Genomic DNA, 14,985 nt, shown 5'->3' on the forward strand with positions numbered 1-14,985 from the left:
ATTTACCTTAAAAATTTATTACGCCTTTGACCAAAGATTTGTTTTCAACAACATCTTCTTTGTATGTATTCCCAAATGTATGGAAATCGTAATCTCGATTTTTCATCATTGATTCAGAAATTTTTCCTTCTTCCATCAGTTCGATTACACGTTCAAAGTCTTGACGTGTTGCATTACGTGAGCTCATAAGAGTGGTTTCTTTCATATGAAAAGTAGGGTTATGAAATGCCAATTCACCCTTTGTGAAGCCAATAAATACGAGCTTCCCACCGTTACGAATCAGGTTTACTGCATTTGTCATTGATTTGTCGTACCCAGTCGCATCGAATACGACATCAGCCAACTGACCATTAAATTGACTACGAATATCATCAACGTACGTTTCACTTAGCGCATTTAATGTAGCAGTTTGTAGTTTGTCTGCTGCCCAAGTTAGACGTTGTTCCGCGACATCAACAATAACGACGTTATGCCCTTCTGCTTTAATGACTGCTGCTGCCGCAAGACCAATTGGGCCAGCGCCGACAACAAGAACATTATTCTCCCCAGTCAACTGCGCACGGCGAACCGCATGTGCACTGATAGCAAAACATTCAACCAGAGCTCCTTTACTGTTAGACACATTGTCAGGAAGAAGAACTAAGTTATCTTCAAGAACCGCTAGGTATTCTGTAAAACCGCCGTCCTGGTGGACGCCGTATAGAGATACGTTTTCACAGCAATTGGTTTTACCTTCTTCGCAAGCTGGGCATACACCACATGGGATACAAGGAATAACAGAATAGCGCTTAGCCACTTCTGCTTTCGTCACTTTCTCACCGATTTTTTCAACAGTGCCACAAATTTCATGGCCTAATACACGCGGATATGAAAAGAAAGGCTGACGACCTGCGTATGCATGGATATCGGTACCGCAGATGCCTACTGAATTGATTTTCAGAAGAACTTCATTGCTTTCGATCTCTGGTATTGGGCATTCAATATACTCAATTGAATTGGGTTCATTACAAATTAAAGTTTTCATCTTATTTCCTAATCCTTCACTAGTTTTTCAATCGTGATATTGATGCCCACGGTCTCAATATCATCAAACGCTTTTAGAACCTGCTCAATAAACCGTTTATTTTCAACACCGTGCTTTCCAAAGATTTTTTCAATTGCTAATAATGATTTAGCTTGCTCACTTTTCTCAGGTACGTGAGACATAATTGATTTATATGTTTCTACCAATGGGTCAGGTAATTCATTACCTTTATTAATCATATCAATTACATAATGCATCCAGCCTGCAATTAGCACGGGTTGACATTTAGCGGAAATATGACGTTCTTGAAGTGTTAAATATGGGGCAAGCGCACGTTGAGGGAGTTTTTGAGAACCATCCATCGCGATTTGTGCGGTTTTGTGTTTGATGTTTGTGTTGCTGAAACGGGCAATGAGTAAATTGGCATATTCGTTGAGATCAACGTTTAGATCGGGACTCAGTGATTTAGCTTGTTCATCGAGCATTAACTTCAATGTGACTGATCGAAAATCAGAATCTTGCATACATTGATAAATAAATTCGTACCCAGCGAGTGACCCATTGTAAGCAAGGAACGAATGGCTACCGTTAAGCATACGAAGCTTCATTTCCTCATACGGTAGAACATCACCAACGAGCATTGCACCTGCTTTTTCCCATTGAGGTCGACCTGCTACAAAGTTATCTTCAACCACCCACTGACGGAAATCTTCACAAACTACGCCACATGGATCGCGATAACCTGTTTGTTCTTCGATTACGTCAAATTGGTCATCGGTCATCGCGGGAACAATGCGGTCAACCATTGTACTAGGGAAAGAGACGTTTTCTTCAATCCAATCACTCAGTTCAGAGTCAAGCTTCTTAGCAAAAGCAAGAATGACACTCTTGGTCAAGTGGCCGTTTTCAGGAATATTGTCACATGACAAAACGCTAAAGGGAGCGAGGCCATTATCACGGCGAATTCGAAGTGCCTCGGTGACCAATCCAATAGCCGACATTGGTACGGTTGGATTGGCTAAATCATGAATGATTAGCTGATTAGTTTCATCTAGCATTCCCGATTGCGGTGCAGCACAATAACCTTTTTCCGTTATCGTTAATGAAACGATTTTAACCTGATCTTCAGTGAGCTTTAGAATTGCTTTTTCAATACCATCTACTGGTGTATGGATCGATTCAGTAATGGTTCGAACAAGACGACTATGTGTTTCTGTTGCAGACTTCTCAACGACGGTTAACAAATGATCTTGTGCTCGCAAACTGTCTGTTAACTCTGAACCACCAAACATATTAATTTCACAGATACCCCATTTATCTTCAGATTGGTCATTTGTTAAATCGTTATAAACGGCTTGATGCCCGCGATGAAATGCACCAAAACCAATATGAACGATATTACTTTTAAGTACTGATCTATCGTAGCTTGTTGTTGATGAAAACTTACCGTTTTCTATTTTATTTTGATCTTCCATACAATCCTATCTTTACAGTCCGAGTGTCGCCTAACTTCAGAATTTGTTAGCGCTTCGTTGTTACTGAGAACATTACACTCAATTGGTTGACCTATCAATATTTTGGATGACCAATAATTCAATTTTATGACGAAGATCTAAAAATAGAATAAAAATAAACAGAAAAAATCAGTATTTTTTTGTTATAAATATATAAATATCAGCACTTTATATCTAATTGTTGATTTCGATCATTATTTGGTTTACCAATAAATCCACCTTTATTAAATCGCTTTGTGATTTAATAAAGGTGGATGAAAATCAAACTAACACATCGAAATAGACACACAGGTATCATTATGATCGAAGAAAAAACACACATAGAAAGACCAGCTTTTGCTGAAATACTGAGTTTTGGTGAACCAATGTTCGAATTGAGCCAAGTTAACCTAAACAATAACGGTGAAGCGGACTTCTTAAGCGGCTTCGGTGGTGATGCATCTAACTTTGCTATTGCTGCTGCGCGACAAGGCGCAAACGTCGGTATGCTCACGCACATGGGAGATGATGAATTTGGAAAGAAATTTCTAAATTTGTGGGATAAAGAAAACGTTAATATTTCGACTGTTGTATCTAACCCTAATAGTCATACTGGCGTTTATTTCATTACGCATGATAAAGACGGGCACCATTTCTCATTCTTACGTAAAGGATCAGCCGCGAGTCTTATCACACCATCACAGTTACCTGTAGAAGCCATTAAAAGTGCAAAGCTTTTGCATATCACCGCTATTACACAGGCAATCAGTGATACCAGTTGTGACTCCACCTTCAAGGCAATAGAAATTGCATCTGAAAACAAAACCTTAACCTCCTACGACACCAACCTACGCTTAAAGCTATGGTCATTAAACCGTGCACGCGCCATCATCAATGAGACGGCTTCACTGGTTGATATCTGCTTCCCCAGTATTGATGAGGCACAGCTTCTCACTGGTTTAGAACACGAAGACGATATTATCGATTATTACCTCAAAATCGGATCTAAAACGGTCGTTCTTAAAAAAGGCGCGCAGGGGGCAACAGTAGCCAATGAATCAATCCGCGTATCACTACCACCATTCAAAACGAATCCGTTAGACGCAACCGCCGCAGGTGATTCATTTGCTGGCTCATTCTGTACGCATTTCGTTAATGGATATTCATTGGAAGAGTGTTTGAAATTTGCAAACGCCACCGCCTCTATCACCATTACGGGTTATGGTGCCGTCGCACCACTACCAACACTTGAACAAGTTCTAGATCGCATTGAAAATGGACAATTAAAATGAATACTTTAGATTCACGTCTCGCTAAATTAAAAGTGATTCCAGTCATCGTAGTAGATGAAGCGGAAGACATCTTGCCTATTGGTAAGGCTCTATCAGAAAATGGTTTACCAGTAGCAGAAATTACATTCCGTACTGCAGCGGCGGCGAATGCCATCGCATTATTGCGTAAAGAATACCCAGACATGTTGATTGGTGCTGGTACAATTTTAAATGAACAGCAATTACTCGCAGCAAAAGAAGCAGGGGTGGACTTCGTTGTCTCTGCTGGCCTTAACCCAACAACAGTAAAAGCAGCTCACAAGCATAATGTAGCGATTATTGCGGGCGTTAATACACCATCACTGATAGAGCAAGCAATGGAGTTAGGCCTTACAACTGTTAAGTTTTTTCCCGCAGAAGCATCTGGTGGTATAAAAATGCTCAAAGCCATGCTTGCCCCGTACAACCAAATCAAAGTAATGCCAACTGGCGGTATTAATAAAGATAACATTCAAGCGTATCTTGATGTACCTAGCGTCCTTGCTTGTGGCGGATCTTGGATGGTTGATCAATCACTAGTTAAGAATAAAGAGTGGGATAAAATGGCTACGTTGATTAGAGAAATTGTGGCGCAACTCAAGTAATGTAAAAAGAAGCAAAATAGCTCTCTTTTAAACAGAGAATAAAGGTTTGGTTTTCGAGCTTAACCTTTATTCAATAGGACGTTTTCAAAAATAGTATCCCATAACAACAAGCCATTTTTCACAGTCTTTTCGGATTAATAACACGCCACACATCCTCAAAAATTAAGGTATTTTATGCACAGATCATGAAATGCTTGCGCCTGGGGAGAGATCGTTCGGTCAATGAGTCTAAATAACCCTATTTGTCGTTTTAATGGCGGGTCGATAAGCGGAATCCAAATCAACCTTGTTTCATTCGTTGGAAACGCAAGTTTAGGTAGTGTCGTCACGCCGATTCCAAGCTCTAATACAGAAAAAAGAGACGTTATATTCTCGACGGAGTAGAGCGCGTTTTGACTCAATGTTCGCGCTGGTGTTGGGTCAAGGAGTGTGCAAGTTCCATTACGAATAAAAGGTTGATCTAGCAACATTTTCCATTCAATACCAGCGGTATGCTGAGCAATAGGATTATCACGCAAACAGACCACACCAATAGGATCAGAAATTAAAGGGGTAAAATGTATCTCTTTGTCATCAAGGTGGGAGCAATTTCCCAATGCCAAATCGACGTCACCCGATAGCAATCGAGCTTCGACACCCGCCGCATTATCATCGATTAAGCTCACTTCAACATTTGGATACCTTTCGCAAAAAGCACCCAGTACGCTCGGTATTAGTTTTGCAGCGACAGACGGCACACTGGCAATACGAACTCTTCCTTGTTGCCCCGCGGCTGCAGCCATTAAGTCATTGTTCAATGCATTGTAGACATTTAAAAACTGAACAATTTTGGGTAGGCATATTACACCGAAAGGAGTGAGGGTCGATTTATTACCAGATTCAAATAAAGGCTGACCTAGGTTGCGTTCTAGCTCTTTTATTGATGTAGAAAGCGCCGCTTGCGATCGATTTGCTCGATGAGAAGCAGCCCGAAACCCCCCCTCTTCCACCACCAAAACAAAATGATTCAGTTGTTGAAGTTTAATACTCATGTTTGTGATCCCTTCTTAGTCCTTTGTTTTCCTAGTGCTCAGCCTGACGATAAGTTTAATTTATCAAATGTACAAAATTTACCGTTTGATTTATCGTTCGTCAAGACGCAAAATTTAACCAATTCGCAACATTTATGCAACATAGTTGGACAATCACGTGAGCACACAAACAAACAAACACCCAATAAAAACATCTCTTTTTGCCTCTAAAGCACCGCTTGAATGGGCTCTGGTTAACAACGGAACCTTGTATACCGCTCAAATTCCTATTGATCAAACTGGCGCGGTTGTTGAAGGGGGCATTGAAGCCCAAACGAGACAAACACTAGACAACCTTGTTCACACTTTAGAGTGTGCTGGTGAAACACTTGATTCTGTTTTACAGGTACTGATTTACGTCACTGATCGTGAGTATCTCGCCACTGTTAATCAAGTATATGCAGAGTACTTTAACGCGCCCTACCCTAATCGTGCAGCCATGGTGGTAGCAGGGCTAGCTCGTGAAGAAATGCTGGTGGAATTTGTTGTGTATGCCAGTGCCTCACAACCGACTTAACACATTATCTCATTAAATTCGCGGTTGAGGTTTACCTTAATCGATAAGTGAAAGGAACAAACTATGACAATGCTAATCAATAATGTTCACGCTGAAAAAGCACTTTATATCGCAGGTGAGTGGCACTCAGGCATCAGCACCATTGCCAACATCAACCCTTCAGATATCACTGAAAATTTGGGTCATTTTTCACAAGCAAGCGAAGACCAAGTTCATCAAGCAATTGCTGCGGCTAAGCAAGCACAACCCGAATGGGAAAAAACGCCCATTGAACGTAAGCAGACAATATTACAGGCGATTGGCGACGAACTTATTGCGCGTTGTGACGAGCTTGGCACCTTGTTGTCGCGTGAGGAAGGAAAACCGTTTGCCGAAGGTAGAGGTGAAATCTACCGCGCCGGGCAGTTCTTTCAATATTTTGCAGCTGAAGTGCTACGCCAAATTGGTGATAACGCGGACTCCGTAAGGCCCGGTGTATCAGTAGAAGTTACCCGCGAAGCTGTTGGTGTCATCGCTATTATCTCACCTTGGAACTTTCCTACTGCAACAGCAGCGTGGAAGATTGCACCGGCTTTAGCGTTTGGTAACAGCGTTATTTGGAAACCTGCAAACCTAACACCAGCAAGTGCTGTTGCCTTAACGGAAATCATCCATCGCCAAGGGCTGCCTGCTGGCGTATTTAACCTAGTGTTAGGCAACGGTTCACAGGTAGGTAATGCGCTGATTAACTCCCCTGAGATAAATGGCGTGAGCTTCACAGGTTCTGTTGATACAGGTCGGAAAGTGGCCACCGCTACCGCGCCTAATTTTGTTCGTTGCCAACTTGAAATGGGCAGCAAAAACGCACTTGTGATTGCTGATGATGCCGACATACAAACCGCAGTTGAAGCCACCATAGCCGGTTCTTTTTCTGGTGCTGGTCAAAAGTGTACGGCGTCATCTCGCCTTGTAGTCACGGACGGCATTCATGATGCTTTTGTTGATGCGTTAATCAAGAGAATGAGTAGCCTCAAGGTAGGTCATGCTTTAGAAGATGGCGTATTTATGGGGCCAGTAGTGGATGGCAAACAACTTGATGCAAACCTTTCATGGGTAGAAAAAGCCCGTCAAAGCGGTGCTGAACTAGCCGTTGGAGGCGAACGCCTAGACATGAAACATGATGGTTTTTATATGTCACCAACGCTTTTCCTAGAAACCAAAAACAGTTGGGAAGTGAATCAAGAAGAAGTCTTTGCCCCTTTGGCTTGCGTTATTCGCGTTGCCGATTTGGATGAAGCCATTGCAACAACCAACGATACACGATTTGGTTTAACTGGTGGGATCATCACTCAAAGCCTTCGTTCTAGTGCCCTGTTCAAACAACAAGTCCAAACCGGTTGTGTCATGGTCAACCTACCAACCGCAGGCACAGATTATCACGTCCCCTTTGGTGGCCGAAAAGAATCTAGCTTTGGTCCTAGAGAGCAAGGCCAATACGCAAAAGAATTCTATACCGTAGTTAAAACTGCCTATCAACGACCTTATTAGTGTTTCACGTAGAAACCCAAAATAATGAATTGAGTGAGTGAGGAGTTGATATGTATCAGAAGCGAATAGTGATAGACGGATTGCAATATTGCAACTGGAATCGAGAGTACTTCCAAACGCTAAAAGCGAGCGGTATCACTGCGGTTCACGTGACCTTGGTTTACCACGAAAATGCACGTGAAACCCTAACACGCTTTGCCGAATGGAATTTACGTTTTGAACAAAATGCCGATTTAATTATGATCGTTCGCTCCATGGCTGACGTGACAAAAGCGAAACAACTGGGGAAAGTCGGCGTCTTTTTTGGCGCGCAAAACTGCTCTCCTATCGATGACGAAATTGGCCTAATTGAAGTGATGCGTCAGCAAGGCCTGCTGATCATGCAATTGACTTATAACAATCAGAGCCTAATTGCGACTGGATGTTATGAGCAACATGACTCTGGTATCACTCGATTTGGCAAACAAGCTATCGCCGAAATGAATCGAGTGGGCATGATTATCGACATGTCACACAGTGCAGAACGGTCAACATTAGAAGCGATTGATCTTTCTTCAAGGCCAATCTGTATCAGCCACGCAAACCCCACATTCGCGCATCAAGCTCTGCGCAACAAATCTAATGATGTAATCAAAGCACTAACCGTACGTGGCGGCCTACTAGGGTTTAGCCTATATCCATTCCACCTACCCAATGGCAGCCAGTGTACTTTGGAAGATTTCTGCCAAATGGTGGCATCCACCGCTGATTTAGTTGGTATAGAGCATTTAGCGATTGGCAGTGATTTGTGTCTCAATCAACCTCAATCAGTACTGGAATGGATGCGTAATGGGCGATGGTCGAAAGCGATGGATTACGGCGAAGGATCCGCAAATAACGCCGGTTGGCCTGATTCTCTGCCTTGGTTTTGCGGTAGCGCAGGTATGGAGAATATATATAACGGACTCATTCGCCACGGGTTCAGTGAACCTGAGGCGGGACAAATACTAGGCGACAACTGGTTTAATTTCCTTACGCAAGGGCTCGAACCTAGCACGTAATACAGTAACTCGAACAAGGAATGGTCTACTTCTCATAATAAAAACAAGGTAGACGTTAACTAACATTTGCATTAGCAAAAAACGACTGGAGTCAGAGTATGTCTGATTTAACCAATAGCGTAAAAGCATCAAACCTTAATGTATCACACGGAATCACTGGGCGGGCATCTGAAATGAAAACGACCAATGCAGTTCAAGAAGTATCAACGTCCGACAAATTAGGACTGAAGAATCCAGCATTGTGGTACAGCGGAGGATTTATCGCACTATTTGTGCTTTTAGCACTTTACGACGGAGAACTACTATCAACAATAGTTAACGCCGGTTTCTCATGGTCGGTCAAAGTCTTTGGCCCGTACTGGCAGCTCTTATTATTACTTACCTTTTTAATTGGCCTTGGTTTAGCCGCAGGGCGAACAGGTAAAGTCATCTTGGGCGGTATCGACAAACCTGAGATGGATGCCTTCCGATGGATGGCGATCATATTCTGTACTTTACTGGCTGGCGGAGGCGTATTCTGGGCTGCCGCTGAACCTATTGCGCACTATGTCAGTCCACCACCGTTGTATGGCCCGCAAGAAAATGCTCAGCAAGGTGCTATAAACGCCCTATCTCAATCATTTATGCACTGGGGGTTTTTGGCATGGGCAATAGTAGGCAGCTTAACCTCTATCGTTGTCATGCACCTTCACTATGATAAAGGTTTGCCTTTAAAACCAAGAATTTTGCTTTATCCCGTATTAGGTGATCGAGCATTGAAAGGCACCATAGGCGCTCTCATTGACGCTTGTTGTATTGTCGCTGTTGCTGCCGGAACAATAGGACCCATTGGTTTCCTTGGCCTTCAAGTGAGTTACGCATTAAATGTGCTATTTGAGATTCCCGATGGCTTTACAACACAATTAATTATCATCCTTTTCGCTATCGTGCTTTACACCCTTTCTGCATTGAGCGGGCTAAACAGAGGCATGCAGATGCTTAGCCGCTATAACGTTATTCTTGCACTCGCATTAATGACTTATATCCTGATATTCGGCCCGACTAACTTCATTTTTAATGGCTATATCCAAGGGGTTGGTAGCATGTTGGATAACTTCATTCCAATGGCAACTTACCGCGGAGACGAAGGCTGGTTAAGCTGGTGGACAGTGTTCTTCTGGGGCTGGTTCTTAGGTTATGGGCCGATGATGGCCATCTTCATTGCTCGAATATCTAGAGGTCGCAGTATTCGCCAGTTGGTTACAACTATCAGCATTATTGCTCCTTTGGCAACCTGCTTCTGGTTTACCATTGTCGGTGGCTCTGGCTTAGCGTTTGAAATTGCAGAACCAGGCAGCGTGAGTAAAGCATTTGAAGGTTTTAACCTACCCGGCGCGCTATTAGCGGTTACACAACAACTACCGTTCCCAATGCTGATTTCTATTTTATTCCTAATATTAACGACAATTTTCATTGTGACCACCGGTGACTCGATGACCTACACCATCAGTGTGGTGATCAGTGGCGAAACGGAACCAAATGCAATTATTCGAACGTTTTGGGGAGCGATGATGGGGGTAACAGCACTTATTCTGATATCTCTGGGGTCTGGAGGCATTTCAGCCTTACAGTCTTTTATCGTGATAACAGCCGTTCCAGTATCGTTAATCTTACTACCTTCGCTATGGAATGCACCGCAAATAGCAATGAAGATGGCCAAAGAACAAGGGCTATAACATCAACGATATAACGTGAAATGATGGGCGAATAACATCGCCCAGATCGAATATCTCTAATAACTACAAAGTGGTGAGCAATATGCACGCACATCGTTCGATAAACGCAGAAGATACACTACGCAGTGCTGACATTATTATGGCACCGGAAAGGCTAGGAGCAATGCACCAAAATCGAATTAGCTTTGTCAGAAGCTTGGTTCGTAAAATGGCGCAACAGAAGTGGCAGGTAACCCAACATGAATGGCAACTTTCCCCTCAAGGCTTTGGGCATGTTATATACAAACTAACAACACCCAACCACGTTTACCACCTTGTTGTTTTTTGTGATGAGATTGCCGACGACGAACGAAATGATAGAGTAATTGCAGAAAAATGGGATGTCACTTTTGCACTGGTATACGGAAGTGTAAACGTCAAACTCATTGAAGAACTAAGAGCAAATGTTCCGCTTCAAGAGGCGGGTAGAAACCCCAATAATGTCTTGGTATTGGCTCGTGCCAACAAAAGCGTGCGTATCTTCGAGCACATTGTTAGTCAACTCGCGGTCGGTGAGCAACCACGGGCAGAAGAGTTAGCCGATGTTGGCTATATCCTTCGTACCACCGCCGTTTATGGCAACGGTAAATTTGGCATTGCTGACTTTAAATTACTGGAAGAAAACCCCGATTTTGAACAATCATTTAGTGCCCAGATGTGTGCTGTCTATTTGCTCAGAGCGTTCAGCTTAGATTGGGTAAATTATCTGGCTATCCAACAAGGCGGCGACAAAGCGGTCAGCTTGCATCGAACCCTACAGCGTTATCTCGGCGTGGGAAATGCCACTGGATTGGGAATGGCACCTTATTTGATAAACCATCCCGCGATTGTTAATCAGTGGATGACGACCAGAGAAAAAGCACTTGCCAGTGTACTGAATACTTCTATTAACGTTGAAAAAACACCTCAATTGAATGCCTTACTATTGAAGGCTATCTGCCATTTGAACCAAGTTGTGACGATTAACGATGTTCAAAAAGCGTTGAATATCACGGCGGTTGATGAACTTAGCCAACTACAAAGAAACCTGAGATCATTATTAGCTCAATGTTCAAAATGGTATGACTTACTTGAGCGCAATAATAAGCTAAGCTTGGAATCACAAGAGGTTCTTATCTCTTGCTTAATGGAAATCTATCCAGAACGCGTTGATGCATTTGCAAATCAAATGAACTGCGATGAATCATTGTCCTTGCCTAGTGGCAAAAAGATTCAAGATCTACTGGTGACACTAGAGCAAAACTATCGTTGGGCCATTAATACCGATTTTACCCAAAAAGAAAATAGCTATTGGTTTTGGTATCGCTCTGAAGACAAAGAAGAACCGCGTTTAGGCATACGAGGTGAAGAGCAAGGCGAAGATAGAGAACTGCCACTCGACATAGCAAGGCAGGCTTATCGGCTATATCACGCTCTATTGGAGCACGCTCCAGAGTTGTCTCTTACTGCGTTTTTAATCAAACAACCTCAATACCGTACCATTGCTCGACGAGTATGGACTTTAGGTCATGAGGCCTTGGGCGATATTCAAATGAATGTACTTCATCAATCCTCGCTACCTATGCATCTCTTGCGTTGCAAACTTGCCATTTTTGGCGCAACTAAGTTTGATCCTCGCTCTGATCGTTGGGTTCAAGTTACGTTCTTTCAAGGTGCACCATTGCTTGATGAAATTCACGATGGAGAGTGGTTATTCCCATTACTTCCAAGTGCAGAGCAGATACGTGGAGGTAACAACAAATGATTGTTTCTCATAACGAATTAGTCGCCGCAGTAAACAAAGCATTTTTAGGTATGAAGCGATTATGTGGTGAAGCCGACATCATCGCTAACATGGTGGCCGATCTTCAAATGGTCGGGTTGGACGGCGTGAAACAGTTCAACAACGCCAGTGCTTTCATTAAGAGTGAAGAAGACTGCCCTGTAGACATCCAAATTACGAGCAAGAGCAGCATTGAAGTTGATTTACACAACTCTAGTTTAGCTTGTCATTTGCCTATTATTCTTGATTATGCACTAGAGCAAATGGTGAAGAGTAAAACGTTAACCATAGAACTAAAGCATTGCCACAACCGTTGGCTAAGCTACAGTGAATTGGTGAAACTGGCCAATAAAGGGATAACCTGTTCAGCCAGTTGGGACAATGGAACAAGCCCAAAAAAGACGCTTTATATCTTAAACCGAGGTTGTCTGACTCCTGAACTGTTTTTGTCGGAACAGTCCCCTGAATCTGACGACCACGTCCACAATATGAAAATAGTACTGTCTGTAAATGATGTTAACATTGAGACACTGTCTAATGGATATGACCGCCATATCAACTCGAAAGAGCTTAAACAAGTACAAGATAAAGCGTGGAAAGACGGTATTTATATAGACGATTTAGAATGGGATCTACTAAAGAAAAATGCGGCCGTCATTTTAGTTGAAAATAGCCAACGATCAATACAAGGTGCAGGAGAAATCGTTTAGAAGCTTTAGAAAATTCGGTATGCATTTGCACGAAATTCGCGTTATAAAACAAGCGCCAACACACATCATTGGCGCTTGTTACTGTTTGGTTTAAATCGCGTTAACGTAGTCCAACGTATAGAACGGGAGAGCTATCATTAGTAATGACCAAACCACTAAGATTACATGAAGTACATCATTCTCAGAGAACCAAATTTTCTTTTGTTTCCAAAGAAGCTCACCAATACCTAGCTTCCAATATTTATCGAAGAAATAGTAAGACGCATAAATTAGGGCCCAAGAAATCATGCATAGTAAATCATAGGTCGCACCAGTTTTAATATAACTCACGGTATTTATGAAGATAAAGGCAATGAAGCTTGGCAATGAAGCAAACATCATAAACTCAAAGGTTATTAATGACTTAGTCGCCGTAAATGCTCCCCACAAAGTAATAACAGTGTAGCCGACGGTCATAATAGCCGAATACCATATAAAGATATCAAACCAAATTGATTCTGGTGGTATTGAAGTGTACGCGATGGCTACTGTCATAGCGTTCATGCTGACCTGTTGAAAGATAAGATAGATAACTTCCCACCACGTCGTCCATGAACACTCTTCACGGTGTTTCGCTTTCAATTCATAGCCAAAAGCCTGAAAACTTGTGCCAGCAATAATAGCACCAACACCCCAAAGGATCATTGATACACCCCACCAAAAGCGGGACATTTGGTCGTCTTGCATGACAAAGAACTGGACACCAACAAGTGTTACTATAACACCAAGCAAATACACCCAAAACGTAGATGAAGGCTGACTGATATCGAGCTCTTTACCAAGAAGATTGACTCGAACAAGCGGTTGCTCTTCCCCCCAATTATCCTTCGTCAAGCTTGGGTGTTTGAGCTCATGGACTTTCTCAAAAATAGACATATTAGTTTCCTCTTTAAAAGGTCGAATCTCGACCTAATTAAACTATGCCTCGTGGTCAGGTATCAGCACGAGTTTGCCAACATGCTTACGACTCTGAAGTTCTTCTTGAGCTTCAACAATATCAGAAAGCGGGAACGCCTTTGAGAGAGCAGGTTTGATATCGCCGTTCTCAATTGCTTCAATCAAACTAGGGAATACAGGTTCGTCCCAACCAGTACATCCAATTAGAGTAAGATCTCTTAGATACATAGTGCGAAAATCTAGCTCTACTAGTGGACCGGCAATAGCACCAGATGAGGCATAGCGACCGCCACGTTTCAGCATTTTTAGATTGTTCACGAAGTTGTCACCGGCGACGTTATCAATGATGACATCCACAGACATTTCACCCAGTACTTCCAATGCATTTTTTCCAAAGTCAACCACTTCATCAGCACCGTAAGAACGTACACGTTCGATCTTATCTTCACCTTCTGCCGCACCGATAACATAAGCACCGCGACGTTTGGCGAGTTGAACAACGGCAGAACCTACACCACCTGATGCCCCAGCCACATAAACACGATCACCCGCTTTGACGCCTGAACGCTGTACCATATTTTCAGAGGTACCATAGGCGCATGGAATAGTGCCCAATTCAGCGTCGGTCCAGTCACATTCAACAGGAAAAACTTCGCTAGACGTAATCTTCACATATTGAGCGAAAGCACCGTCGAAATCAGAAGCCATCCAAATATTATCCGGCGAATCAAAGCCCTCGTGGCGAATACATGCACGGATAAGAACTCGTTTACCAACTAGATGTTGGTCAGCCTCATCTTTTGCTTCAACAACTAAGCCAGCGCAATCTGTGCCTTGAATGAACGGGAATGGTGTTTCAGCATTCCAACCACCGTCTTTTTCGTCTGCCGCGTCGCCAATCTCATTTTCGTCGTCAGACAAAGTATTCGTACCTTGAGTCACCTTCTGAGAGTACCAACCAATTCGTGTGTTGATTTCCGTATTGTTTACTCCAGCGGCGAGAACCTTAATAAGCACTTCACCGTCACTTATAACTGGCATAGGAACGTCTTTGTATTCCAGCATTTCATAGCCACCATTACCCATAGTGACCACTGCTTTCATAGTTTTACCACCTTCCTTAAGGTCAAAACGGCTTTTGTCTTTATTGATATGAAGATTCACTTTCATTATTTTTCCTCTTTTTCTTATGTATGTTGATAGCCGCAGCCCAACGCTACGGCATTACCGCGTTACG

At 42.8% G+C, this 14,985-nt stretch carries 13 protein-coding genes; 8 read left to right on the plus strand and 5 right to left on the minus strand.

The features are described 5' to 3' along the window. Positions 1–7: 7 nt before the first annotated feature. Together IUZ65_RS14495 and IUZ65_RS14500 are read right to left on the minus strand one after the other, a co-directional pair. Entirely contained in the window at positions 8–1,024 is a 1,017-nt protein-coding gene (locus IUZ65_RS14495) for a zinc-binding alcohol dehydrogenase family protein (RefSeq protein WP_195704387.1), read from the minus strand. 8 nt (positions 1,025–1,032) lie between these two features. Next, on the minus strand, positions 1,033–2,499 hold the full coding sequence (locus IUZ65_RS14500; RefSeq protein WP_195704388.1) for a mannitol dehydrogenase family protein: 1,467 nt from the start codon (positions 2,497–2,499) through the stop codon (positions 1,033–1,035). Positions 2,500–2,837: 338 nt separating this feature from the next. Here IUZ65_RS14500 and IUZ65_RS14505 point away from each other — a divergent pair, with 338 nt between their 5' ends. Beyond that, entirely contained in the window at positions 2,838–3,809 is a 972-nt protein-coding gene (locus tag IUZ65_RS14505) for a sugar kinase (RefSeq protein WP_195704389.1), read from the plus strand. Next, complete coding sequence (locus IUZ65_RS14510) at positions 3,806–4,432, plus strand: bifunctional 4-hydroxy-2-oxoglutarate aldolase/2-dehydro-3-deoxy-phosphogluconate aldolase (protein WP_195704390.1); 627 nt, start codon at positions 3,806–3,808, stop codon at positions 4,430–4,432. Before IUZ65_RS14505 ends, IUZ65_RS14510 begins: the two co-directional genes overlap by 4 nt. 155 nt (positions 4,433–4,587) lie before the next feature. Here the strand turns inward: IUZ65_RS14510 and IUZ65_RS14515 are convergent, their stop codons facing one another. Continuing rightward, positions 4,588–5,463 carry a LysR family transcriptional regulator gene (locus IUZ65_RS14515; RefSeq protein WP_195704391.1) on the minus strand — a complete coding sequence of 292 codons (876 nt, stop codon included), beginning with the start codon at positions 5,461–5,463 and terminating at the stop codon, positions 4,588–4,590. Positions 5,464–5,620: 157 nt separating this feature from the next. On the opposite strand from IUZ65_RS14515, the gene IUZ65_RS14520 reads away from it, so the two are divergent. The 6 genes from IUZ65_RS14520 (at position 5,621) to IUZ65_RS14545 (ending at position 12,812) form a co-directional block, all read left to right on the plus strand. Further along, entirely contained in the window at positions 5,621–6,019 is a 399-nt protein-coding gene (locus tag IUZ65_RS14520; RefSeq protein WP_195704392.1) for a RidA family protein, read from the plus strand. Positions 6,020–6,088: 69 nt separating this feature from the next. Next, positions 6,089–7,546 (plus strand): aldehyde dehydrogenase family protein, encoded by a 1,458-nt coding sequence (locus IUZ65_RS14525; RefSeq protein WP_443083747.1) that lies wholly within the window; start codon positions 6,089–6,091, stop codon positions 7,544–7,546. A 50-nt stretch (positions 7,547–7,596) separates the two neighbouring features. Beyond that, positions 7,597–8,586, plus strand: a complete 990-nt coding sequence (locus IUZ65_RS14530) for a membrane dipeptidase (RefSeq protein WP_195704394.1) — start codon at positions 7,597–7,599, stop codon at positions 8,584–8,586. A 98-nt stretch (positions 8,587–8,684) separates the two neighbouring features. Continuing rightward, positions 8,685–10,301, plus strand: coding sequence for a BCCT family transporter (locus tag IUZ65_RS14535; protein WP_195704395.1), 1,617 nt, complete (start codon positions 8,685–8,687; stop codon positions 10,299–10,301). Between the two features lie 82 nt (positions 10,302–10,383). Next, positions 10,384–12,084: a hypothetical protein gene (locus tag IUZ65_RS14540; protein WP_229638066.1), complete on the plus strand. Its 1,701-nt coding sequence runs from the start codon at positions 10,384–10,386 to the stop codon at positions 12,082–12,084. Beyond that, a complete protein-coding gene (locus tag IUZ65_RS14545) occupies positions 12,081–12,812 on the plus strand; it encodes a DUF3726 domain-containing protein (RefSeq protein WP_195704396.1) in 732 nt (243 codons plus the stop codon). Before IUZ65_RS14540 ends, IUZ65_RS14545 begins: the two co-directional genes overlap by 4 nt. Before the next feature lie 90 nt (positions 12,813–12,902). Here the strand turns inward: IUZ65_RS14545 and IUZ65_RS14550 are convergent, their stop codons facing one another. Together IUZ65_RS14550 and IUZ65_RS14555 are read right to left on the minus strand one after the other, a co-directional pair. Then, positions 12,903–13,727 (minus strand): hypothetical protein, encoded by an 825-nt coding sequence (locus IUZ65_RS14550; protein ID WP_195704397.1) that lies wholly within the window; start codon positions 13,725–13,727, stop codon positions 12,903–12,905. 42 nt (positions 13,728–13,769) lie between these two features. Beyond that, a complete protein-coding gene (locus IUZ65_RS14555; protein WP_195704398.1) occupies positions 13,770–14,918 on the minus strand; it encodes a zinc-binding dehydrogenase in 1,149 nt (382 codons plus the stop codon). Positions 14,919–14,985 lie beyond the last annotated feature (67 nt).

The organism is Vibrio sp. VB16, assembly GCF_015594925.2.
In the GTDB taxonomy this organism is placed as follows: Bacteria; Pseudomonadota; Gammaproteobacteria; order Enterobacterales; family Vibrionaceae; genus Vibrio.

Excerpts from the sequence above, each read along its gene's own strand:
- IUZ65_RS14500 (WP_195704388.1), bottom strand. The coding sequence starts at position 2,499 with ATGGAAGATCAAAATAAAATAGAAAACGGTAAGTTTTCATCAACAACA.
- IUZ65_RS14525 (WP_443083747.1), top strand. The coding sequence starts at position 6,089 with ATGCTAATCAATAATGTTCACGCTGAAAAAGCACTTTATATCGCAGGT.
- IUZ65_RS14510 (WP_195704390.1), top strand. The coding sequence starts at position 3,806 with ATGAATACTTTAGATTCACGTCTCGCTAAATTAAAAGTGATTCCAGTC.
- IUZ65_RS14540 (WP_229638066.1), top strand. The coding sequence starts at position 10,384 with ATGCACGCACATCGTTCGATAAACGCAGAAGATACACTACGCAGTGCT.
- IUZ65_RS14515 (WP_195704391.1), bottom strand. The coding sequence starts at position 5,463 with ATGAGTATTAAACTTCAACAACTGAATCATTTTGTTTTGGTGGTGGAA.
- IUZ65_RS14505 (WP_195704389.1), top strand. The coding sequence starts at position 2,838 with ATGATCGAAGAAAAAACACACATAGAAAGACCAGCTTTTGCTGAAATA.
- IUZ65_RS14555 (WP_195704398.1), bottom strand. The coding sequence starts at position 14,918 with ATGAAAGTGAATCTTCATATCAATAAAGACAAAAGCCGTTTTGACCTT.
- IUZ65_RS14545 (WP_195704396.1), top strand. The coding sequence starts at position 12,081 with ATGATTGTTTCTCATAACGAATTAGTCGCCGCAGTAAACAAAGCATTT.
- IUZ65_RS14535 (WP_195704395.1), top strand. The coding sequence starts at position 8,685 with ATGTCTGATTTAACCAATAGCGTAAAAGCATCAAACCTTAATGTATCA.
- IUZ65_RS14495 (WP_195704387.1), bottom strand. The coding sequence starts at position 1,024 with ATGAAAACTTTAATTTGTAATGAACCCAATTCAATTGAGTATATTGAA.
- IUZ65_RS14550 (WP_195704397.1), bottom strand. The coding sequence starts at position 13,727 with ATGTCTATTTTTGAGAAAGTCCATGAGCTCAAACACCCAAGCTTGACG.
- IUZ65_RS14530 (WP_195704394.1), top strand. The coding sequence starts at position 7,597 with ATGTATCAGAAGCGAATAGTGATAGACGGATTGCAATATTGCAACTGG.